The 22,399-nt window shown below is 59.0% G+C and carries 21 protein-coding genes; 9 read left to right on the top strand and 12 right to left on the bottom strand.

Features of this window, described 5'->3' with window-relative positions:
* Positions 1-6: 6 nt before the first annotated feature.
* From BQ9846_RS02675 to BQ9846_RS02695, 5 genes are read right to left on the bottom strand one after another with little or no spacing between them, the layout of a single operon-like run.
* Positions 7-276: a K+/H+ antiporter subunit F gene (locus BQ9846_RS02675; protein WP_075879069.1), complete on the bottom strand. Its 270-nt coding sequence runs from the start codon at positions 274-276 to the stop codon at positions 7-9.
* The gene (locus BQ9846_RS02680; protein WP_075879070.1) at positions 270-767 is read right to left on the bottom strand and encodes a Na+/H+ antiporter subunit E; all 498 of its coding nucleotides are present in this window, start codon (positions 765-767) and stop codon (positions 270-272) included. Before BQ9846_RS02680 ends, BQ9846_RS02675 begins: the two co-directional genes overlap by 7 nt.
* Positions 764-2,275, bottom strand: a complete 1,512-nt coding sequence (locus BQ9846_RS02685) for a monovalent cation/H+ antiporter subunit D (RefSeq protein WP_075879071.1) — start codon at positions 2,273-2,275, stop codon at positions 764-766. Before BQ9846_RS02685 ends, BQ9846_RS02680 begins: the two co-directional genes overlap by 4 nt.
* Positions 2,272-2,604 (bottom strand): Na+/H+ antiporter subunit C, encoded by a 333-nt coding sequence (locus tag BQ9846_RS02690; RefSeq protein WP_075879072.1) that lies wholly within the window; start codon positions 2,602-2,604, stop codon positions 2,272-2,274. The genes BQ9846_RS02685 and BQ9846_RS02690 overlap by 4 nt, the downstream gene beginning before the upstream one ends.
* Positions 2,604-5,435 (bottom strand): monovalent cation/H+ antiporter subunit A, encoded by a 2,832-nt coding sequence (locus tag BQ9846_RS02695; RefSeq protein ID WP_075879073.1) that lies wholly within the window; start codon positions 5,433-5,435, stop codon positions 2,604-2,606. Before BQ9846_RS02695 ends, BQ9846_RS02690 begins: the two co-directional genes overlap by 1 nt.
* Before the next feature lie 162 nt (positions 5,436-5,597).
* On the opposite strand from BQ9846_RS02695, the gene BQ9846_RS02700 reads away from it, so the two are divergent.
* Entirely contained in the window at positions 5,598-6,464 is an 867-nt protein-coding gene (locus BQ9846_RS02700) for an ion transporter (protein WP_075879074.1), read from the top strand.
* A gap of 280 nt (positions 6,465-6,744) precedes the next feature.
* Positions 6,745-8,451, top strand: a complete 1,707-nt coding sequence (gene leuA, locus BQ9846_RS02705) for a 2-isopropylmalate synthase (protein ID WP_075879075.1) — start codon at positions 6,745-6,747, stop codon at positions 8,449-8,451.
* Between the two features lie 112 nt (positions 8,452-8,563).
* On the opposite strand, the gene BQ9846_RS02710 is transcribed toward leuA, so the two are convergent.
* From BQ9846_RS02710 to epmB, 3 genes are all read right to left on the bottom strand, one after another.
* The gene (locus BQ9846_RS02710; RefSeq protein ID WP_075879076.1) at positions 8,564-9,013 is read right to left on the bottom strand and encodes an RES family NAD+ phosphorylase; all 450 of its coding nucleotides are present in this window, start codon (positions 9,011-9,013) and stop codon (positions 8,564-8,566) included.
* A complete protein-coding gene (locus BQ9846_RS02715) occupies positions 9,010-9,426 on the bottom strand; it encodes an antitoxin Xre/MbcA/ParS toxin-binding domain-containing protein (RefSeq protein WP_075879077.1) in 417 nt (138 codons plus the stop codon). The genes BQ9846_RS02710 and BQ9846_RS02715 overlap by 4 nt, the downstream gene beginning before the upstream one ends.
* A 114-nt stretch (positions 9,427-9,540) precedes the next feature.
* Positions 9,541-10,566, bottom strand: a complete 1,026-nt coding sequence (epmB, locus tag BQ9846_RS02720) for an EF-P beta-lysylation protein EpmB (RefSeq protein ID WP_075879078.1) — start codon at positions 10,564-10,566, stop codon at positions 9,541-9,543.
* A gap of 68 nt (positions 10,567-10,634) precedes the next feature.
* Here epmB and efp point away from each other — a divergent pair, with 68 nt between their 5' ends.
* Both efp and epmA read left to right on the top strand, forming a co-directional pair.
* The gene (efp, locus tag BQ9846_RS02725; protein WP_075879079.1) at positions 10,635-11,201 is read left to right on the top strand and encodes an elongation factor P; all 567 of its coding nucleotides are present in this window, start codon (positions 10,635-10,637) and stop codon (positions 11,199-11,201) included.
* On the top strand, positions 11,198-12,175 hold the full coding sequence (epmA, locus tag BQ9846_RS02730; RefSeq protein WP_144049364.1) for an EF-P lysine aminoacylase EpmA: 978 nt from the start codon (positions 11,198-11,200) through the stop codon (positions 12,173-12,175). Before efp ends, epmA begins: the two co-directional genes overlap by 4 nt.
* Here epmA and asd read toward each other — a convergent pair.
* The 3 genes from asd to rsgA are packed head-to-tail and all read right to left on the bottom strand — an operon-like array spanning position 12,165 to position 14,951.
* Positions 12,165-13,016: an archaetidylserine decarboxylase gene (asd, locus tag BQ9846_RS02735; RefSeq protein ID WP_075879081.1), complete on the bottom strand. Its 852-nt coding sequence runs from the start codon at positions 13,014-13,016 to the stop codon at positions 12,165-12,167. The genes epmA and asd overlap by 11 nt on opposite strands.
* 27 nt (positions 13,017-13,043) lie before the next feature.
* Complete coding sequence (locus tag BQ9846_RS02740) at positions 13,044-13,898, bottom strand: sulfurtransferase (RefSeq protein ID WP_075879082.1); 855 nt, start codon at positions 13,896-13,898, stop codon at positions 13,044-13,046.
* A 12-nt stretch (positions 13,899-13,910) separates the two neighbouring features.
* A complete protein-coding gene (gene rsgA / locus BQ9846_RS02745) occupies positions 13,911-14,951 on the bottom strand; it encodes a small ribosomal subunit biogenesis GTPase RsgA (protein ID WP_075879083.1) in 1,041 nt (346 codons plus the stop codon).
* A 150-nt stretch (positions 14,952-15,101) separates the two neighbouring features.
* On the opposite strand from rsgA, the gene orn reads away from it, so the two are divergent.
* A complete protein-coding gene (orn, locus tag BQ9846_RS02750; protein WP_075879084.1) occupies positions 15,102-15,686 on the top strand; it encodes an oligoribonuclease in 585 nt (194 codons plus the stop codon).
* A gap of 16 nt (positions 15,687-15,702) precedes the next feature.
* Here the strand turns inward: orn and queG are convergent, their stop codons facing one another.
* Positions 15,703-16,872, bottom strand: coding sequence for a tRNA epoxyqueuosine(34) reductase QueG (gene queG / locus BQ9846_RS02755; RefSeq protein ID WP_235818889.1), 1,170 nt, complete (start codon positions 16,870-16,872; stop codon positions 15,703-15,705).
* A gap of 54 nt (positions 16,873-16,926) precedes the next feature.
* On the opposite strand from queG, the gene BQ9846_RS02760 reads away from it, so the two are divergent.
* Genes BQ9846_RS02760 through mutL form a run of 4 tightly spaced genes read left to right on the top strand, consistent with a single transcriptional unit; the run spans position 16,927 to position 22,371 of the window.
* Entirely contained in the window at positions 16,927-18,420 is a 1,494-nt protein-coding gene (locus BQ9846_RS02760; RefSeq protein WP_075879085.1) for a bifunctional ADP-dependent NAD(P)H-hydrate dehydratase/NAD(P)H-hydrate epimerase, read from the top strand.
* Positions 18,421-18,431: 11 nt separating this feature from the next.
* Positions 18,432-18,923: a tRNA (adenosine(37)-N6)-threonylcarbamoyltransferase complex ATPase subunit type 1 TsaE gene (gene tsaE / locus BQ9846_RS02765; protein WP_075879086.1), complete on the top strand. Its 492-nt coding sequence runs from the start codon at positions 18,432-18,434 to the stop codon at positions 18,921-18,923.
* The gene (locus tag BQ9846_RS02770; RefSeq protein ID WP_083651449.1) at positions 18,920-20,404 is read left to right on the top strand and encodes an N-acetylmuramoyl-L-alanine amidase; all 1,485 of its coding nucleotides are present in this window, start codon (positions 18,920-18,922) and stop codon (positions 20,402-20,404) included. The genes tsaE and BQ9846_RS02770 overlap by 4 nt, the downstream gene beginning before the upstream one ends.
* A 35-nt stretch (positions 20,405-20,439) precedes the next feature.
* Positions 20,440-22,371, top strand: a complete 1,932-nt coding sequence (mutL, locus tag BQ9846_RS02775) for a DNA mismatch repair endonuclease MutL (RefSeq protein ID WP_075879087.1) — start codon at positions 20,440-20,442, stop codon at positions 22,369-22,371.
* Positions 22,372-22,399: the final 28 nt, after the last annotated feature.

Here is a 22,399-nt window from a genome sequence, read left to right on the forward strand (position 1 = left end):
CTGCGTTTACTCGATGATGTCGCCGCGCAAAATGTATTTGCACACGGCCACCGTGCTAATAAAGCCCAGCATGGCGATCAAAAGCGCCGACTCAAAATAGGTTTTGGTGTTTAGCCATAGCCCTAACAGCACAATCAACGCGATGGAGTTGATATACATGGTATCAAGCGCCAGTACCCGGTCGGGTAAATCAGGCCCCACCGTGAGCCGATAGAGATTAAACAAAAGCGCCATGATCACAAGCGCGAGGGTGATATAGAGCGCAACGGTCAGCATTCGTAAATCTCCTTAAGCGGCTGCTCGTAGCGTTGACGGATCTGCTCGATCAGCGCTTCTTCGTCGTCTACATCGAGGGCGTGAATTAAGAGAGATTTGCCGTCCATGCGCAAGTTGGCCGACACGGTACCCGGCGTTAGGCTGATGGTGCTGGCCAGCATCGTAATGGTGAAACGGTCCTCCACCATCAGCGGATACTCAATAAAGTGCGGGCGCAATTTGCGCCACGGGTTGGCGATTAAGTAGGCCACTTCAAAGTTGGCGACCACGATGTCCTTGAGCACACGTAGAACAAAGCGTAGCAGCAGCAGTGGCTTGCCGATGCGGGGTTTGGCATCCCAGAAGCGGTAGGTGGCCAAGGGAATGATAATCGCCAATGCACCGCCTAGCACGATGTGGCCAAAGGCGGTGCTGCGTACCAAGAGCAGCCAGACAAAGAGCAGCAGCAGGGATAAAACCGGCGTGGGTAACCACGAGCGCGGTGCAATCATGGGGTTTCTCCTGCGTCATTTAACAGCGTGTGTATCAGCGGCTGTGGGTCTTCAAGCTGAGCGGCGGTCGCTTGGGTATAGTCGCTTACCGGGCCGGCAAACACGACCATCAAAGGGGCTGCGCTTAATAGCCAGATAACGGCAAACCAGTGCTGGCGTGGCAGCACTTTGCCGCTGACGTTACCCCGATGACTGCGCCAAAATAGCGTGGAGCCCGCGCGCGAAAGGGCAATCAAAGAGCTCAAGCCCGCCAGCAGTAGCAGCGGCCACAGCCAGAGTTGCTGACTGCCCTCGGCGGCATTGAGCAGTAGCGCTTTGCCGATTGCACCTGAAAGCGGAGGGAGTCCGGCCACCGCAATGGCGCCGGCGAAGAACATAAGTGCAAGCCAGTTGCCCTGTACCATCGGGCGTCCGCGTACCAATCGGGTGCCGGCTTTACCCCGCTGCAGACCGATCATCTCCGCGAGCAAAAAGAGCCCGCCGGTAATCAGGGTGGTGTGTATCAAGTAGTAAAGAAGCGCCGATACTGCTTGCGGGGTGCGCATGCCGATGCCGGCAAGCAGCGTGCCCACCGAGACCAGCACCAAATACGCCACCAGCAGGCGCAAATCGCGTGCCGCCATCACGCTTACGCCGGCAATGGCAAGCGTGGCGAGCGCCAACCACCACACCCACGGCTGCTCAAGCGCGGCGAGGCTTCCCGCTTGATCGCTGAAAATCAGCGAATAGACGCGCAAAATGGCGTAAATGCCGACCTTGGTCATGATCGCAAACAGCGCCGCCACCGGGGCGGGAGCGGAGGCGTAGGCGCGCGGCAGCCAGAAGTAGAGCGGCAAAATCGCGGCCTTAAGACCAAACACGACCAGAAGCATGAGCGCACCGGCGGTCACCAGACCCTCGCGCTCGGCGGGCAGATCCCCCAGGCGCTGGGCCATATCGGCCATATTGAGCGTGCCGGTGGCGCCGTACAAAATCCCCACGGCGATCAAAAAGAGCGATGAGCCCGCGAGGTTCAATACCACGTAGTGGACGCTGGCCTGAATTCTGGCTTTGCCGCCGCCGTGCAGCAGCAGCGCGTAAGAGGCGAGCAGAAGCACTTCAAAAAAGACAAATAGGTTGAACAGATCGCCGGTCAAAAACGCCCCGTTGACCCCCATCAACTGCCACTGAAAAAGGCCGTGGAAGTTGCTGCCCTTCTCGTCATCACCGCCGCAGGCAAAAACGACCGCGCCCACGGCGAGAATCGAGGTGACCAGGATCATCAGCGCCGAAAGTCGATCCAGTACCAGGGCGATACCAAACGGCGGCTGCCAGTCCCCTAGCGCGTAGTAGGTGATTTCGCCGCTGCTCGCTTTAGTGAGCAAAGCGATAGAGACCAGCAGCAACAAAAGCGTGGCGGCAACGCTGACCCACCGCTTGTAGCGCACTAGCCCCTGGCGCTGATAGAGCAGCAAAATACCCGCGACCAGCGGCAGGACAACGGGCAGGACAGTCAAGTGTTGAATCATTCGCGAATTTCCTTTTTGCCGTCCACGTGATCGTTACCCACTTCGCTGCGTGCGCGCATGGCCAGAATCACCACAAAAGCGGTCATGGCGAAGCCAATCACAATGGCGGTGAGCACTAGGGCTTGCGGCAAAGGGTCGGCAAAGTGCCCGTCACGGTTTGCCAGGGCGGCGCCGTCGGTGGTTAAGCCGCCCATGGAGAAGAGAAACAGGTTCACGGCATACGACAGCAGCGTGAGGCCGACAACGACGGGAAAGGTGCGCCCGCGCAAGGTGAGGTAAAGCCCGCAGGCGGTCAACACTCCAGTGGTTATGGCGTATAGCATCTCCATTAGCGTGACTCCTTTTGTGGCGCGGAGGCGTCGGTCTTTGTGTCAGAAGGTTCCAGCATGGGCCGGTGGGGCGTGGTCACTTTACCTAGATTCGCAAGAATCATCAGCGTGGCACCGACCACCGCGAGATACACCCCGAGATCAAAGAGCAGGGCGCTTGCGAGCTCAAAGGTGCCCACCAACGGCAGCGTGAAGTAGCTAAAGGTCGAGGTGAGGAACGGATAGCCGAACAGCCAGCTTCCCAGGCCGGTGAGGGTGGCGATGGCGACACCGGCCACCGCGACCGGCTGGAAAGGGAAGTTGAGCTTAGACTGCGCCCACTCCACTCCGCGAGCCATGTAGAGCAAAATAAGCGCGACGGCGGTAATTAGCCCGGCGATAAAGCCGCCCCCGGGCAAATTGTGTCCGCGCAAGAAGATAAACGCCGACACCAGTAGCGCCAAGGGCAGCAGCGCCATGGAAATCGAAGTCAAAATCGCCGGGTAGCGATCCGGTGACCAGACGCGCCCTTCGCCGTCACTGTGCGGCATGAAAAGCCGCAGGCGGTTGAGAAGTTTGAAAATCGCCAGGCCCGCCAAGGCCAAGACCGTGATCTCACCGAGGGTATCAAAGCCACGGAAGTCGACCAGTATCACGTTGACGACGTTATAACCGCCGCCGCCGGGCTTGCTGTTTTCGATAAAAAATTCCGAGATCGACAGCGTCTCACGGGTTAACACCGCGTAGTTAAGACTCGCCACCACCAGCCCCAGAGCGCCTGCTAGCAAGATATCGCGCAGGTTGCGCAAAGGGCTCGACTCCCGCGGTGTTTTTTGCGGGAGGAAAAACAGCGCGAGCATCAGCAGAATCATCGTGACCACTTCCACCGACAGCTGGGTCAGGGCGAGGTCGGGCGCCGAGAAACGCGCAAAGGTCAGCGCGACAAAGAGGCCGACAACCGACAGCATTAGCAGCGAAATAAGGCGGTAGCGGTGCGTGGCGGCTGTGGCGATACCGCCAAATATCAGCATGCCCGCACCGAGCATCACTATCGCATCTACGTCTTGATTGCCCCGCGCGCCGGTCAGGCCGGTGATCTGGACAAGGCCGACAACCCCCATGACAAAGGCGGCGAAGAGTAAAAGCCCCATGTAGCGCTGCAGGGAGTTGCCCTCGATAATGGCAACGCAGCGCTCGGCGCGGTAGCTAAGCATCACCACCGCACGCTCAAAGACACGGCGGGCATCCACCCCGGCAAAGCTCTGGGTAAATTGGCGTAAATCGGCGTGGCGCCAGTACATCACGGTGCCCAATACCAGCGCCGCCACGCTCATCATCAGCGGCAGGTTCACCCCATGCCAAATGGAGAGATAAAAGCCAAATGGCTCGATCACCACTGCCTGAGTCGCCAGATCGAGAAGCCCCGTGGCCATCAAGCCTGGCAAAAGCCCGACCACCACGCAGAGCACTACCAGAATCTCTACCGGCAGGCGCATCAGGTGTGGCGGCTCGTGGGGCGTTTTTGGCGGAGCCTTGCGCGCGGGCTTAAAGAATACCGCATGCACCAAGCGCAATGAGTAGGCCACCGATAAAATGCCGCCAAGGGTCGCCAGTGCCGGCAACAGCCAACTGAGCCCGCCCAGTACCGGCGTGACCACTGTCTCAGTGAAAAACATCTCCTTGGATAAGAAGCCGTTAAAGAGCGGCACACCCGCCATGGCAGCGGCGGCAAGGGTGGTTAAAAGCGCCGTAACGGGCATGGTTTTCTTCAAGCCGCCGAGCTGTTTCAATTCGCGCGTTCCGGTTTCATGGTCGATAATGCCCGCGCTCATGAACAGCGCGGCCTTGAAGGTGGCGTGGTTCAAGATATGAAACAGCGCGGCCAGCACCGCCATGGGGCTACCAATGCCCAGCAGCACGGTAATCAGCCCCAGGTGGCTCACGGTGGAAAAGGCGAGAATGCCTTTTAAGTCGGTTTTAAACAGGGCGAACCAGGCGCCGTAGAGAAGCGTTGCCGTGCCCACCAGCGACACGATAACGGTCCAGAGCTCGCTGCCGGCAATGGCGGGATGCAGGCGCGCCATTAAGAAAATACCGGCTTTCACCATGGTCGCCGAGTGCAGATAAGCGGATACCGGCGTGGGGGCTGCCATCGCGTGGGGCAGCCAGAACTGAAACGGGAACTGGGCGGATTTGGTAAAGGCGCCGAGCAGGACCAGAACGAGCATGACAGGGTAGCGCGGATCAGCGAGAATCGCGTCGCTGCTTGCCAGCACCACGTTAAGGTCAAAGCTGCCGGCGATGTTGCCCAACAGCAAAAGCCCGGCGAGCAGGGCAAGCCCGCCCGCGCCGGTGACGGTAAGCGCCATCCGGGCCCCTTTGCGGGCATCGCTGCGGTGCGACCAAAAGCCGATCAGCAGAAACGAGGAGAGGCTGGTCAGCTCCCAAAAAAGCCACAGCAGGATGAGGTTGTCGGACATCGCAATGCCGACCATGGACGCCATGAATAGCAGCAAAAACGCATAGAATCGCCCATAAGGCTCTTCAGGGCTCAAATAGAAGTGGGCATAGAGTAAAATGAGTAGCCCGATTCCCAAGATCAGCAGATTGAAGAGTAGCGTGAGCCCATCAAGGCGCAGGGCGAGATCAAGCCCGAGCTCGGGTAGCCAGGTGGCGGAGAAGCGCAGCGTTTCGCCGTCCACCAGGGCAGGAATTTGGCCCAGTGTGAGCAGCAGGGCAAGGGCGGGCGCAATGGCGGTCGCGCGAGTGCAAACGGCGCGACCTCGCTGCCCGAGCAGAGCAGGCACCACGACGCCCAGCAGAGGCAGTAGGGCTATCCACAGCAGTATCATGGGAATCATCCAATGAAAAATGTCTAAAGTCGCATTGCATCGATTTCAAATGCGATGAAGCAACGTAGGATACATCAGTCAGTTTAGAGAGTATCAGCTCTGTTGAGATTTTGAAGATATTGCCTTCTAACGCCTTTCCCCGGAGAGAGTTGTACAAAACGCATGAGTGAACCGTTTAATACCTGGCAGTCGCGCTTTGAAGCGCTGCGCTCCAATAAAATTTTTGAAGGCGTGGTGATCACCATCATCGTGGTTTCCGCCTTGGCCATTGGCGCTAAAACCTACGAAGAGACGTCGCGTTTCGAGCAGTGGTTGCTGTATCTCGATGTCGGCGTGACGCTGTTTTTCTTGGTGGAAATCCTGATTCGCATGGCCGCCGAGCGTAATCTGCGAAGCTTTTTTAAGCGCGGCTGGAACGTGTTTGATTTTATCATCGTCACCGCCAGCTTAATTCCGCTTGATGACTCTGAAATGGTGCTTCTGGCGCGACTATTACGTATTTTCCGGGTACTGCGCTTGGTGTCGATGATTCCCGAGCTGCAAATGCTGCTGGTGGCGCTGGTGAAATCGATCCCACGGATGGGGTATGTGGCGCTTTTAATGTTTATTATTTTCTATATATACGCCGCGTTCGGCAGCTTTCTGTTCGCCGATATCGATGAGTTTTTGTGGGGTAATATCTCCATTTCTATGCTCACTCTGTTTCGCGTCGCCACCTTTGAAGACTGGACGGACGTGATGTATGCCACGCAGGAGGTGTACGCTTGGAGCTGGCTTTATTACCTCACCTTCATCTTTTTGACCGCGTTTATTTTTCTCAACATGATGATTGGGATCGTGTTGGATGTGATGCAAAAAGAGAGCGACAAGCAAGCGCTGGAAAAGGGTGAGGGCGATACGGCCGAGATGCACAGCATGCATGACGATATCCGCCGGCTGCAAACCCAGTTGGATCGCATGGAGGCGACGCTTACCGCTGCAAATGGGCATGAAACGCCAAAGGGCATTGACAAACAGCGCCCAGACTGATTTTCTAGGGGCATGAATACACCGATGACGCACCTTGCACTAGACCTACGACTACTTAGCGCCCGTCTCTGAAGTTTCAGGGTCGGGCAATGCTAAATGCTGCTGGCATTGTCGTTGGTTTTCTATTGCGAGGTCGTCATGGTTTTACACATTATCTACCCCCAAACATCTCAGCACCGCTGCCGTACCGCCTTTGATGCGGCACAAAGTGTTGCGAGTATTACCAGCGCCCCTTGGCCGTTTACGGCAAAGGGGCGTTTTTCGTTCTAGGAGAGCCGCCATGATGTTGTCTGATCCCGCCAAAAAATACCGTCCCTTTGTGGCTGTCGATCTGCCCGATCGTCAGTGGCCCAATCGCCGTATCGAAAAAGCGCCGATCTGGACCAGCGTTGATCTACGTGATGGCAATCAGTCGCTGATTGATCCGATGGATCACGAACGTAAACAGCGTCTCTTCGATATGCTGGTCAATATTGGGTTCAAAGAGATTGAAGTCGGCTTTCCTTCCGCCTCGCAAACCGACTATGACTTTGTGCGTGCGCTGATAGAGCAGGACAAAATCCCCGACGATGTGACCATTCAAGTGTTGACCCAGGCGCGTCCACACCTGATTGAGCGCACCTTCGAAGCCCTTAAGGGCGCCAAAAACGCCATTGTTCACGTCTATAACGCCACTGATCCCATGTTCCGTCGCGTGGTGTTTCACGTCGACAAGGAGGAGTGTATCCAAATTGCCGTGGACGCGACGCGCCAGATTCGCGACCTGATGGAAGCTAACCCAGAAACCCACTGGACGTTCCAGTACTCACCGGAGCTTTTTTCCACCACGGAGATGGATTTTGCCGTGGAGATTGTCGAAGCGGTCATGGATACCTATGCACCGAGTATCGACAACCGCATGATCGTCAATCTGCCCGCCACGGTGGAGGTGGCAACGCCCAATAACTACGCCGACCAGATTGAGTGGTTCTGCCGCCATGTGAAACATCGCGATAGCCTGATTGTCAGCGTTCATCCGCATAACGACCGCGGTACCGGCGTGGCCGCCGCGGAATTGACCCTGATGGCCGGCGCTGACCGCGTGGAGGGCACGCTGTTTGGTAACGGCGAGCGCACCGGCAACGTCGATATCGTGACCTTGGCGATGAACATGTATACCCAGGGGGTGCATCCGGGCCTCGATTTCTCCAACATAACCCCGGTGATGCGCGAAGTGGAGTATTGCAACCAGTTGCCGGTGCATCCGCGCCACCCTTACGTGGGTGATCTGGTATTTACCGCTTTCTCGGGCTCGCATCAGGATGCGATCAAAAAAGGCATGGCCGATCGTCGCGCCAATCCCGAGGCGGTGTGGGACGTGCCGTATCTGCCCATCGATCCGCTCGACGTGGGTCGCAGCTACGAGGCGGTGATTCGCGTGAATAGCCAGTCGGGCAAGGGCGGCGTCTCCTACCTGCTGGAGCAGGAGCACGGCATTGAGCTGCCGCGCCGGCTCTCCATCGAGTTCAGCCAGGTCGTTCAGGAAGTGGCCGATCGCACCGGGCGCGAGATCACTTCACAAATGATCTATCAGGCCTTTGCCGATGAGTACCTGGAGCAGACATCACCCTTTGCGCTGATCAATCACCGCCTCTCCTCCGAGCCGGATAGCCCCAAGGTTCTGCTGGAAGCAGTGATCGAGGAGAACGGCGAGCGCCAAACGCTCAAAGGCGAAGGTAACGGCCCGCTGGCCGCGTTTATCAAGGCGCTTGCAGCCGCCGGTCACGATGTCGAAATTATCGACTACCACGAGCACTCCCGTGGGCAGGGCGCCGATGCTGAAGCCATCGCCTATGTGGAAGTCCGCATTGATGGCGAGGCCATCTTTGGTGTGGGCACTGACGAAAGCATCACCAGCGCCTCAATGAAAGGCGTGCTCAGCGCCATCAACCGCCACCACTCCACCCAGGCGCCTGCGCCCAACGTGACGGCGGAAACGCTGGCTTAGAAAACTCCGCGTAAACCCTCGCCCGATTCAGGGCGGGGATACGAGCATCACTCTGACCCTCACCACCAGGAGACAAGTTATCCGCCTTGACCTCTCCAGGCTCAGTTCGCAGCTAGTCCAACAGTCTGCGGTCGAGAGGAAATTGCTCAACTGAAAGTTGAGCAAGGCTTGCTTCCGGGTGGTACGGGTTAAAAAGGTAGTTGCCATTATGCGGCACAATCACCGTGGGCACTTTGAGTAGTAAAGAGCTACCTTCATTCAGCCAAGTTGTGGCGAGCGAGCGGGTCAGGTTCTGTTGCTGATGCCAGTTTTCTGGCAAGTCATTATAAATAGATTCTTCGCTGATAGTTGGCGGTAGCTCAACGCGTAGTAGTGTAAATTGATCAGGTAGCTCATCGATGCTCATTTCGAAGTGAACGAGCACTTCAAGCAGCGCGGTGGCGGGTGAGTCGGCTAGATACACGACCGGCTGGCCTTTATGATGCCAGCGGCCCGCAGTGATCGTGCCCCCTATACCAGAGAGATCCCTGTAGTTGGATATACGCCACGCTACTTTGCTCACGCCGATAATCCATAGTGCAGTTGCTGAAGTAGCTCCTCTACGGCTTCATAGCCTGGAGTCGTGGTGACAGCCGTCAACGCATTGATTCCACCGAGCGTACGGCGAGGCTTCTCTAGCCAACGAATGGCTTTCTCGCGATTGCCGAAAACCTCTTCGGCGAGGATAACGATTTTGCTGGTCCGGTAGAGTCGATCTCCCTCGTCAGGCGTCAAAGGCCTTCCTTTTAAGCGTCGGTGATCATGCGTGCGGCGATTAATGATCCCTACACCATAAGCATCAATGCCGTGCTCGTTACGCAGTCGCTCTAGGGCATCTAGCGGTACGCCTTCGCGGATGAGCTTATCCGAACGTGTGCCTATCGAGCCGCCCATTAGCGCGATGACTTCACTTTCAACCACATCGGTACCTTCCATTTAAGCACTCCCTTTCATCAGGCATGTCACCGAAGTATAGGTTTGATTGTGTTCTTCGGCAATTTGCTTGTCATGTCTGCGCAAATTGCCGATTTTGATATGTGTTCTTCTGTGTTAAAGCGGCGTTTTACTTGCCTCGCCGGGAATTTCACGCACCAAGCGGGGTAGCAGAAAACCCGGCAATCTCTCACGCAAGCCCGCGATCAGTTCGCGGGCTTTTGCGTCGCAGACATCAAAGTGCGCAGCGCCTTGTACTGGGTCGAGCACGTGCAGGTAGTAGGGCAGCACGCCGGCCTCGAACATTCGCTCGGAAAGTGTCGCCAAGGCATCAACGCTGTCGTTGATGCCTTCTAGCAGCACGCTTTGATTCAGCAGGGTCACGCCGGCGTTTTTTAGCCGCGCACAGGCTTGTTCCACCGAGGCGTCGATTTCGTTGGCGTGGTTGATATGCAGCACCATCACTTTCTGCAGCCGCGTGTCGCCCAGCCACTCAAGCAGTGCGGTATCGATACGGCCGGGAATTACCACCGGCAATCGAGTGTGAATGCGCAGCCGCTTAAGGTGCGGGATTTTTTCCAGTTCGCCGACCAGCCACGCCAGTTGACGGTCATTGGCGGCGAGGGGGTCGCCGCCCGAGAGTATGACTTCCTGAAGGGAGGTGTCGGCGCGCAGGTAGTCAAGCGCTTCCTGCCACTGTGCGCGTGAAGGGCGGTGTTCATCGTAGGGGAAGTGGCGGCGAAAGCAGTAGCGACAATTCACCGCGCAGTTGGGGCTGGCGATCAGCAGCACCCGTCCCGCGTATTTATGAATGACTCCTTTGGCTGGCTGATGATCGGCCTCGGCCAGCGGATCGGCGACGAAGCCAGGCGGCGTCAGGGTCTCTTCGTTTAGGGGGAGAACCTGCCGTAGTAGCGGATCATGGGGGTCGCCGGGCGTGATGCGGTGTAAAAAGGCTTCCGGCACGCAGATAGTAAACAGCGCGTGCCCGGCGCTGGCGCCCGGCAGCCATGTCGCGGGTAAGTCGAGCCGGGAGCAGAGCTCGGCAGGGTCGCGAATGGCGTTTGAGAGCTGCCGCTGCCAGGAGGCCTGCTGAGTCGCCGCGCCTGACGATGCGTCGGCGAAAATGATCTTATCCTGCAAAAACGTCCTCCTTCGGGTTATCATGCGGCACACTTTTCGACATTTTGAACGGATAATCGAGAGACAGTATGGCGAACTATTCTACCAACGAATTCAAGGGCGGTTTAAAAGTGATGCTAGATGGCGACCCGTGCGCCATTCTGGAGAACGACTACGTCAAGCCCGGCAAGGGGCAAGCGTTTAACCGCGTGAAGCTGCGCAACTTGATGACCGGGCGTGTCTGGGAGCGTACGTTCAAGTCCGGCGAGTCGCTGGAGGGCGCCGATGTCATGGAGCTGGAGATGGAGTATCTCTACAACGATGGCGAAATGTGGCACTTCATGAAAACCGATGGCTCCTTTGAGCAGTACGCGGTGGAAAAGAAAGCGCTAGGCGAGACGGAAAAATGGCTCAAAGAGCAGGCTCCCTACACCGTGACGCTGTGGAATGATAACGCCATTCACGTAGCGCCGCCGAACTTTATCGAGCTGGAAGTGGTGGAAACCGATCCGGGTCTAAAAGGTGATACGGCACAAGGGGGCTCCAAGCCGGCCACGCTCTCCTCCGGTGCGGTGGTACGCGTACCGCTTTTTATTAATCAGGGCGAAGTCTTGAAAATCGATACCCGCAGCGGCGAGTACGTTAGCCGCGCCTGATGGATGACTGGCAACCCACCGCCGATATCGGCACCTTGCGCGAACGGGCGCGGCTGCTGGCCGAAGTGCGCGCCTTTTTCGCGGCCCGCGATGTGCTGGAGGTGGAGACGCCGGTGCTAGGGCAGGGCGGCAGCACGGATACGCACCTGGCGTCGCTTGCGACCCAAGCGCAAACCGATCGCGGTGAACAGCGGCTGTGGCTGCAGACGTCGCCGGAGTTCCACATGAAGCGGCTGTTGGCTGCCGGCAGCGGGCCGATTTTTCAGCTAGCGAAGAGCTTTCGCGATGGCGAAGTGGGCCGGCGCCACAATATCGAGTTCACCATGCTTGAGTGGTATCGCCCGGGTTTTTCGCTGGATCAGCTGCTGGAGGAAACCACGGCGCTCATTCAGCGGCTGATACCGCATGCAATGCCGATTAGGCGCTACCGCTACCGCGCGCTATTTCACGCGTGTTTAGACGTGGACCCCTTTACCGCGCCGGTTGAGGCGCTACGGACGCTGGCTGCCCAAAACGCCGAAATGCCGGCTCAGGCGCTTGCAAACGAGCCGCGCGATGTGTGCCTTGACCTACTGATGGGGGCAGTTATCGAGCCGACGCTGGGTCAAGGTGAACTCAGTGCCGTGGTGGAGTACCCGGCAAGCCAGGCGGCCCTCGCTCGCCGTCATCAAGACCCTGACGGCGACTGGGTCGCCTCGCGCTTCGAGCTTTATTTCCAGGGCGTGGAACTCGCCAACGGTTACGATGAACTCACCGACGCCAATGAACAGCGCCAACGCTTTGAGGCAGATAATGCCGCACGTGTCGCCCTGGGGTTGCCCCAAGTGGATGTAGACACCCACTTGCTTGCCGCCCTTGAGCATGGCATGCCCGATGGCGCCGGCGTGGCGCTAGGCATTGATCGGGTGATTCAGCTGGCGTTGGGTAAACGCCAGCTTTCCGAGGTGCTGAGTTTCGCTACGCCTAACTGCTAGCCTGCTCCGGGAAACGGCCAAGCGAGCGCCCCATGTACACCTTGCTTCCGAGAGTGAGGTCGGCAAAATCGACGGGCTCGGCAAAGGTCATCACCACGGTCGAACCGAGCTTGAAGCGTCCCATTTCAACGCCTTTTTCCAGCGTGATCGGCTGATCAAACCGCGTACGCTGAGGCGTACCGGCAAGGGGAGTGATCTGCCCGGCCCACACGGTTTCGATCGCGGCGACAATCATCGCGCCCACCAGCACCATGGCAAAGGGGCCACGCTCCGTGTCGAAGATACACACCAAGCGCTCATTGCGCGCGAAGAGGTTGGGCACGTTTTTGGCGGTTGCTTCGTTGACCGAAAAAATCCTCCCCGGCACGTAAATCATCTCGCGAAGAGTGCCGGTTATCGGCATGTGAACACGATGGTAATTGCTGGGTGAGAGGTAAACGGTGGCAAAGCTGCCGCCAAGAAATTCCTCGGCGAGTTCGGCATCGCCGCCGAGCAGCGTTTGGGCCGAGAAGGTGTGGCCTTTGGCCTGAACCAGTTGCCCGGCACGCAGTTCGCCGTATTGCGATAGCGTGCCGTCGGCGGGATTCGCGATGCCTTCGTCGATGGGGCGTGCGTCGGCTTTCAGCGCTCGGGTAAAAAAGTCATTGAACGTGGCGTAGGCGGTAGGGTCGGGCTCGAGCGCTTCGCTCATGTCCACCTTGAAGCGCTGGATAAAGGCTTTGATCAGCGCGTTCTTCAACCACGGTATACGGCACTCGGCGAACATGCCCACCAGGCGCGAAAGGCCGTGGTGGGGCAGTGGGTATTGCAGCAGTGCAAAAGCTTTTTGGGAAACGGTCACGGTCGTTTGATCACTTTAAGGAAGAAATTACGTCTCGATCGGGGTGTCGTCGCGGTTGCCCCACTCGCCCCAGGAACCGGCATAGCCGCGCATGTTAAAGCCTAACGCTTTGCCAACCAACCAGGTAAAGCTGCTGCGGTGGTGGCTTTGGCAGTGGGTGGCAATCTCCATCTCCGGCGTTAAGCCCATCGCCTCAAGCTCGGTAATGAGCTCCGCATAGTCGCGGATGCGCAGATCGCGCTGTCGATCCATGGCATCGAGCCAATCCATGTTGACCGCGCCAGGAATATGGCCTAAATGCTTGTTATTGCCCATTTGGCCGCTGTATTCGGCGCTTGAGCGCGCGTCCCAAACAGCGAACTGTGGGTCGTTAAGCCGCTCTTTGATTTCGTCGCAGGTAATACGCACCTGGGGGTTGAGAATCTCGGCGTGGTATTCGCTGGGTGTCGGTGCGCTGGGCTCGGTGCTCTCGGGCAGGCTCGCGCCGCGCCAAGCATGAATGCCGCCGTTTAAGTAGGAGTAGCGGGTATGGCCCATCAGCTCCAGTGTCCACAAAAGCCGCGCTGCCCAGCCACCGCCCTCGTCGTCGTAGGCCACGACGTGGGTATCGCGGGTGAGGCCAAGGGCGCTAAATAACCTTGAGAGTGTCTCCACCTCGGGTACGTCGCTTGGCACCGGGCCGGCACCGCGCATCAGATGGCGAAAATCGAGAAAAATCGCCCCCGGCACATGGCCTTCAGCGTAGCTATCGGCGTTAACCGGCACGTCGATGATTAAAAGCTCGGGCTGATCAAGGTGCTCAAATAGCTGCTCGGGCTCGACAATCAGCGGTAAAAGGTTGGCTTCTGAGCTGTGCTGGGCGGAGGAAGAGGGGGCGGTCATGACGGGCTCCTTTTAGCGATCGGTATCCAAACTGGCAAGAATGCGCCGGTAGCTGGCAAAACGGTGTGGATGAATCTTGCCTTCCTCTACGGCGTCGAGTAAAGCGCAGCCGGGTTCGTTGATATGACGGCAGTCGCGAAAACGGCAGTGGCCAAGAAAGGGACGAAATTCGACAAAGCCGTCGGTCACCGTCGCTTCGTCGAGGTGCGTCAGCCCAAATTCGCGGATACCCGGGGAGTCGATGAGTTCGCCGGTGGGCACGCGCTCGCCTTTGGCGTCAAGGCGATACATGATGTAAAGGCGCGCGGTGGTGGTGGTGTGTGTCCCTTTGCGCGACTCCTCCGAGAGCGCGCCGATGCGTAGCGTCTCTTCCGGCAGTAAGCGGTCTATCAGCGATGACTTCCCCACGCCGCTTTGGCCGACAAAGGCAGACGTTCGTCCGGTAAGCTGTTCGCGCAGGGCTTCCAGGCCCGCTTCTGAAGCCGTGGTGGTGCGCACCACAGGGTAGCCTAATGCTTGGTAGCGCGCTAACAGCTCGCTCAGTTCGCCGCCGTCTTTCGGTAGCAGATCGACTTTGTTGAGCACTAGCACCGGGGCAATGCCCGTGGCTTCGGCGGCGACAAGGTAACGGTCGATGAGGTTGGCGTGGGGGGCAGGCTCGGCGGCGAAGACCACGAGAATCTGGTCGATATTGGCGGCCACCGGTTTGAGCTGCCCGCGGGCGTCGGGGCGCGTCAGCACGCTGTCACGCTCGCTGCGTGCGACCACGACACCCGTGCCCTCTTGGCCGGCGCGCCAAATCACCCTATCGCCAGTCACCAGGCCCTCAAGGTTGGCGCGTAGATGGCAGCGTACTGGGGTGCGGTGGGTATCCTGCACTTCAAGGGTGCGACCAAAGTGGGCCACTACGCGGCCACGCTGCTCGTCACCGTACTCTCCCGCGGCGAGTTTCTCTGCCTCGTCAGCGCCGCGCTTTTGGGCGCGTTTCTCCCGCTCGGCTTGAATCTTCTCGACCCGCCAGCGCTGCTGCCGGCTCAGTTTACGTTTGCTCATGGCCACCTGATTATCGCTGCCGCTTGTTGATGCGTGTCGAGGAACACGTATTCAAACGGGTATTCATAGGTACAATAGCGCGTATTGTACGGATTTTTGTTTTGACGGTGGGGCTAAATCGCCGCTACCGCGCGTAAAGGGGAGTTGAGCATGAGTGAAACGGGCACGCCACGCAAAGACTTACTGGTCTGGATCGATTTGGAAATGACCGGCCTTGACCCGGAGAAAGAGCGCATTATCGAAGTCGCGACACTCATTACCGATGCCGATCTGAACGTCGTGGCGGAAGGGCCGGTGATCGCGGTGAAGCAGCCGGATAGCCTACTCGACAGCATGGATGAGTGGTGCACCAAAACCCACGGCGCCTCGGGGCTCACGGCGCGCGTGAAAGAGAGCGATGTGGATACCGCAACCGCCGAGCGCCAAACGCTTGCGTTTCTGCGCCAATATGCCGTGCCGAACTCCTCGCCGATGTGCGGCAACAGCGTGCATCAAGACCGGCGCTTTTTAGAGCGCGAGATGCCGGAGTTGCTGGCGTTTTTCCACTATCGCAACCTAGATGTATCGACGCTTAAAGAGCTGGCCACGCGCTGGAACCCCGGCGCCAAGGCGGGCTTTAAAAAGCGTAACGTGCATCTGGCGATGGATGACATTAAAGAGTCCATTGATGAGCTGGCGCACTACCGTAATACCTTCTTACGCCTGGATAACGCTTCTGCCGACGAGGAGGAGTAAGCGGGAAAGCGAAGGGCTAGGCTGTCGCGATACGAGCGAGGCGTTTTTGGCGCTGCTCGGCCAGCGCCCAGGCGACGTGCTCGCGTACTAAGGCATCGGGATAGGCGCGCCTAGCGAGCAGGGCGGCTTCGACTTTTTCGCTCCAGGGCGCATTACCCAAAGCCACGGCGATATTACGCAGCCAGCGGGCATAGCCAATGCGGCGAATCGCGCTGCCGGCGGTGTTGTCGAGAAAGGCCTCTTCGCTCCAGGCGAACAGGCTCAACAGTTCCGCGCGGTCAAAGTCGTGACGGGGATAAAAATCCGCTTCTTGAGTGGCAGGCGCGAAGCGGGTAAAAGGGCAAAAAAGCTGGCAGTCGTCGCAGCCGTAGATACGATTCCCCATGGCGCGGCGATATTCGACCGGAATCGCTCCGTGCAGCTCAATAGTAAGATACGAAATGCACTTGCGTGAATCGATGACTTTGTCGGCAACGATGGCCCCGGTGGGGCAGGCGCGCTGACACGCATCGCAGCTACCGCAGTGTTCATTCGCAAACGGTGGGTCCACCGGTAGCGGCAGGTCGGTATAAAGCTCACCCAGAAAAAACAGCGACCCGGCTTTGGGGTTGAGCAGCATGGCGTTTTTGCCGAACCAGCCGAGCCCGGCTTTTTGTGCCAAGGCGCGCTCCATGACCGGCGCCGAATCGACAAACGCGCGGTAGCCGAAAGCCCCCGCTTTTTGCTCGATGTTTCGTGCCAGCTGCGCTAAGCGCTTGCGCATTAACTTGTGATAATCGCGCCCTAGCGCATAGCGTGATATATACGCGCCTTCAGGTGTCTCGAGCTGCTTGACGTTTTCGATGTCAGCCGGAAGATAGTCCATACGCACGCTGATCACGCGCTGTGTGCCGGGCTCTAGCTCAGCAGGACGGGTACGCTTGGTGCCGTGCTTGGCCATAAAACCCATCTCGCCCTGATAGCCGTGATCGAGCCAGTGATTAAGATGGTCTTCGTGCGTGGCCAGCTCGGTATCGGTGATGCCGACCTGCTGAAAGCCCAGCTCCAAGCCCCAGCGCTTGATGTCGTCGCGCAGGCTCTCAAGCGTTTCGATGGAAAGGGTGTCAGACGCAGATTGAGGGGTATCAGCGTCAGGAGTCTTAGAGTGAGACGCGGGGAGTTTGGGCATAATAAGCGCTACAGCCATCAACGTGAGCACGTTATGCTAACGCTAACGTGACAGCATGCGAAAGGAGATTCCGTGAGCTTGTTAAGATCTTCAACGCTTAGGCCGCTCTACACGGCCGAGCAGGTAGGTGAGCTGGACCGCCGCACGATCGCCAGCGGCATCGATGGCTTCGCGTTGATGCAGCGCGCGGCGTCGAGCGCCTGGCACAGTTTTCGCGCTCGCTGGCCCCAAGCCCGCACGGTGAGCGTGCTATGCGGCGGTGGCAACAACGGCGGCGATGGCCATGTGTTTGCCGCATTGGCCGCGCAGTCGGGGCTAAAGGTGCAGCGCGTTACGCTCAAGCCGATCGACGAACTCAAAGGCGATGCCCTAAAAGCGGCTCAGCTTGCCACCGCCGCGGGCGTGGGTGACGAGCCGTGGCAGGAAGAGCTGGAGCTAACCGGTGAGGTCATGGTCGATGCGCTTTTGGGTACCGGGCTGAACGGAGAAGTCGCCGGGCGCTTTCGTCAAGTGATCGAGGTGGTGAATGCCTTGGGTAGACCAACGCTTGCCATTGATATTCCCTCGGGGCTTGCCGCGGATACGGGCGCGGTGCTTGGGGTGGCGATTCGGGCGTCATGCACGGTGACTTTTATTGGCGATAAAGTCGGTCTACATACCGGCGATGCACCCGCGTATATTGGCGAGATCGACTTCCGCCCGTTGGGTGTGAAATCGCAAGCCTACTTTGATATCCCGCCAACGGCGTGGCGCCTGAGTGAAAGCCTGCTGACGGAAGTATTCACGCCGCGCAAGCGGACCGCGCATAAAGGGGATATGGGCCATGTGCTGGTGCTGGGAGGGGGCCCGGGGCTTGGTGGGGCGGCACTTTTGGCCTCGCAGACGGCCGCGCGGCTTGGCGCGGGTAAAGTGAGCTTGGCCACGGCGCCCGAGCATGTGGTGGCAAGCCTTGTACGCTGTCCGGAGGTGATGGCCCACGGGGTGCGCGGGACAGCAGAGCTTGGTGAGTTGCCAAGCCAAAGCGATGTCATCGTGGTAGGGCCAGGCCTGGGTCAAGGGAGCTGGGGGCAGGCGATGCTGCAAAGCGCTCTGGATAGCGATAAACCGCTTGTTATCGATGCCGATGGACTTAATCTGTTGGTCAGCCACTGGCCCGATACCCGTCGCGATGACTGGGTGTTAACTCCGCACCCGGGCGAGGCGGCGCGGTTGCTGGGGATTAGCCCGGCCGAGGTTCAAGCGGATCGCCCCGCTGCGGCGCGTGCGCTGCAACGCCAACGTGGCGGTACGGTGGTGTTAAAAGGCGCTGGTACGCTGATCGCCGGCCCAAGCGGGCTTTTGGTCTGCCCTTACGGCAACCCGGGAATGGCCAGCGGCGGTATGGGCGATGCCTTAAGCGGCATGCTGGGGGCGCTCATTGCTCAGCGTCGTGAGAGCGAGCAGAGCGCATGGCTTGCGACGCTGTTACATGCACTGGCCGCTGATGCAGGTGCTGCTGAGTGCGGCGAGCGTGGCTTGCTTGCCAGTGATCTGGCATCCTATGCACGCTCATTAATCAATCCGTGAGGTCTGCTCCCATGCAGGTGTCGCTGCCTAATGAAAGTGCTCATATTGCCTTTGGGGAAATGCTTGGCCGCGTGCTGAAAGGGCGCGGTCGTGTGTACCTGGAAGGGGACTTGGGCGCGGGAAAAACCACGCTGGCCCGAGGGGTATTGCGTGCGTACGGCTATCAAGGGGCGGTAAAAAGCCCAACGTATACCCTGATCGAGCCTTACGAACTTAACGATCAGCGGCTTTACCATTTGGATTTATACCGCCTTGGCGACCCCGAGGAGCTAGAGTTTATCGGCGGGCGCGATGTGCTTGATGACGACGCGTTATGCCTGGTGGAGTGGCCAAGCCGCGGCGAGGGCTGGCTCCCCGAGGCGGATTTGCGCCTTCACTTGGCCGTGGCTGATGCCGGCCGCATGGCTAGGCTAAGCGCCGAAACGCCGCGCGGGCAGCAGTGGCTGAGCGCGTTGGAAAATGCCTGGCAACAGCGGGTGACACACCATAGCGAGCCGTTATGACAAGGCGACGTGCAGGTAGTACAAGCCGAGTATGGCGAAAAGCGCTGGCCCTCTTGGTGCTTTGCGCTGTTAGCACCGTCAGCGTTAGCGCGAACGCGGCGAACGTTGAAGGAATGCGCCTCTGGGCGGCGCCTGATCACGCGCGGCTGGTGTTTGACCTTTCCGGCGCCGTAGACGCCAACGTCTTCACGCTCGACTCGCCCTCCCGGTTGGTGATCGATATCGACGCTAGCCAGATGGGAACAGACCCTCGTACGCTCCCTCTTGAAGGCAGTGCGATTGCCGCGGTGAGAACCGGTAAGCGCAATGGCGACGACTTACGCGTGGTGCTGGACTTAAACCGCGAAATAGAGCCACGCCACTTTACCTTGCCACCCAACGACCAGTACGGCCACCGCTTGGTGGTGGACCTGGAGTACCCCGGCGAAAACGCCATCGAAAACCCGATCGACCCCATTGAGTCGATGATACGCGAACAGGAAATCGCCGCGCAGCGTGCCAGCGTGCAACGGAGTATTGACGGTGTGGATGGCCGTGAGCCCGCGCCGCCCGAAGACGTGGCGGCGACAAAGGCGCAGCCGCACCCCAAGCGCGACATTATTATCGCCATCGACGCCGGCCACGGTGGAGAAGACCCCGGCGCGATTGGGCCTAGCGGCACCCGCGAAAAAGACGTTGTGCTTGAGATTAGCCGGCGCTTGGCTAAGAAGGTCAACGCGGCGGCGGGCTTCAAGGCCGTGTTGATCCGCGATGGGGACTACTATATTGGCTTGCGTCAGCGCACCGAACTTGCCCGCGAGCAAAAAGCCGACTTTTTTGTCTCCATTCACGCCGATGCCTTTGCGAGCCCTCGCCCCCAGGGGAGTTCCGTCTACGCGCTGTCGCAACGCGGGGCTTCCTCCGAAACGGCACAGTGGCTGGCCAATAGTGAAAATCGCGCCGATTTGATCGGGGGAGTCGATGGCAACCTTTCGCTACGCGATAAAGACCAAGTGCTGCGTGGGGTGCTGCTGGATTTGACCATGACCGCCACGCTTAATGACTCGCTGTCGATCGGCGGGCAAGTGCTTGATCAGCTTGGGCGGGTTAACCGGTTGCACAAATCCCGCGTTGAGCAAGCGGGTTTTATGGTATTGAAGTCTCCCGATATCCCTTCACTGCTGGTGGAAACTGGGTTTATTTCCAACCCCGATGAAGAGCGGCGTTTGAAAAGCGCAAGTCACCAAGAGCATATCGCCACGGCGCTTTTCAATGGCGTGAAAGGGCATTTTGAGCGCTATCCACCCCCGACCAGCCTGCTTGCGTGGCAGCGCGATAATCAGCGCGGTCCGTTGGGTGACGAATACCGAATCCGGTCGGGCGACACGCTTTCAGCGATCGCGGTGCAGCACGGCGTGCCGGTGAGCCATCTCAAGCAGGCTAACGACCTTAATGGCGATGTGATTCGTGTGGGTCAAGTGTTACGCATTCCTAACTCGTAGGTGATGCTTTGGGGGTTAACCGAGTTGAGGTACCTGTGTCAGAAGTAACCGCTAAGCATGCATCCCGTATTCATGTTCTCGACCCACGCCTGGCCAACCAGATTGCCGCCGGGGAAGTGGTGGAGCGCCCCGCGTCGGTCACCAAGGAGCTGCTCGAAAACGCTATTGACGCGGGAAGCCGACGTATTGAGGTGGATGTCGAGCAGGGCGGCGCCCGATTGATCAAAGTGCGCGATGACGGCGTGGGAATCGGCGAGGCGGATCTTCCCTTGGCGCTTGCCCGCCATGCGACGAGTAAAATCGAAAGCCTGGAGGATTTGGAGGGCGTCAGCTCATTGGGCTTTCGCGGTGAGGCGCTGGCATCGATCAGTTCGGTATCGCGTTTGGAGTTGATCTCCAACGCCTCAAATGATCCGCGCGATGGCTGGCGCGTGGTGGCGGAAGGTCGCGGTATGGAAGCGCGCGTGACGCCCGCACCGCATCCGCGCGGAACCAGCGTGAGCGTTCGCGATCTCTTTTTCAACACCCCGGCAAGGCGCAAGTTTCTGCGCACCGAAAAGACCGAGTTTGCCCACGTGGAGGAGGCGTTTCGCCGCCAAGCGCTCTCGCGCTACGACATTGCCTGGGTGCTGCGGCACAATCAGAAAACCGTGCATCAGCTACCCCCGGGGGATTCGCCCGCTGCCCGCGAACGGCGTATTGCATCACTTTTGGGCAAAAATTTTATCGAGCACGCGCGCTATATCGAGCGCGAAGCGGGTGCGCTGCGCCTTTCCGGTTGGGTGGGCTTGCCCACACACTCGCGCGCGCAAGCGGATCAGCAGTACTTTTTTGTGAATGGACGCGTGGTGCGGGACCGTTTAGTGGCGCACGCGGTGCGCCAGGCCTACCGCGATGTGCTTTATAACGGGCGCCATCCGGTGTTTGTCCTTTATTTGGACTTGGACCCCGACGTGGTGGACGTCAACGTGCACCCCACCAAGCATGAAGTGCGCTTTCGCGACGGGCGCATGGTGCATGATTTTTTGTATTCCAGTTTGCACCACGGTCTGGCGCATACGCAGCCGGCTGCCGAGGGCGCAGCCATAGAAGCAGCAGCCTTTCCCGCCAGCGACGAAAAGCCACGCGAGGCAAGCGAGGCCTCGTCGGCGCCCAGCGCTGAGCGCCACCGCTGGGAGCAGCAGGGTATCGCGCTTGCTCCCGCGTCCGAGGGGCACCCTGGGGCCGCGCGAGTGCGCCGCTTCATGCAGGGCTATCAGGCGCTTCATCCCGATCACGAAGAGACGCTCCTGACCCCACAAACCTCTGTCGATACCGGTTCCGGCAACGCCGTGCGCGAGGCCGCGATATCCCCCTTCATGCCAGCGCAAGACCCGACGGCACCGCCGCCGTTGGGCTATGCGTTGGCTCAGCTGCACGGCGTGTATATTCTGGCGCAGAATAGCGAGGGGCTCGTGTTGGTGGATATGCACGCCGCCCACGAGCGCATCGTCTATGAGCGTATGAAGCAGCAGTGGGCGCAAAACGGCATCGATACACAGCCGCTTTTAGTGCCAGTGTCGCTCGCGGCCAGCCGCGCGGAAGTGGCCACGGTGGAGGCTGAGTGTGATGCCATCGCCAAACTGGGCGTGGAGCTTGATATCGCCGGCCCCGAAACCCTGCTGGTACGGCAGTTGCCAGCGCTGCTGGCCCAGGCTGACCCCGAACCGCTGGTGCGCGGGATGCTGGATGAGCTGGCGCAATTTGGCCGCTCCCAGCAAGTCGAAGCGCGTATTCATACGCTGCTTTCCACTATGGCGTGCCACGGCAGCGTGCGCGCCAACCGGCGTCTCACCCTCGATGAAATGAACGCCTTGCTGCGCGATATGGAGCGCACCGAGCGCAGTGATCAGTGTAACCATGGTCGCCCCACCTGGACGCTAATGGATATGCATGCGCTAGATAAACTCTTTTTACGTGGACAGTAACCGGCATGCTCAAGGCGAAGGTAGTGGC

Source organism: Vreelandella massiliensis, from assembly GCF_900155385.1.
Taxonomy (GTDB): Bacteria; Pseudomonadota; Gammaproteobacteria; order Pseudomonadales; family Halomonadaceae; genus Vreelandella; species Vreelandella massiliensis.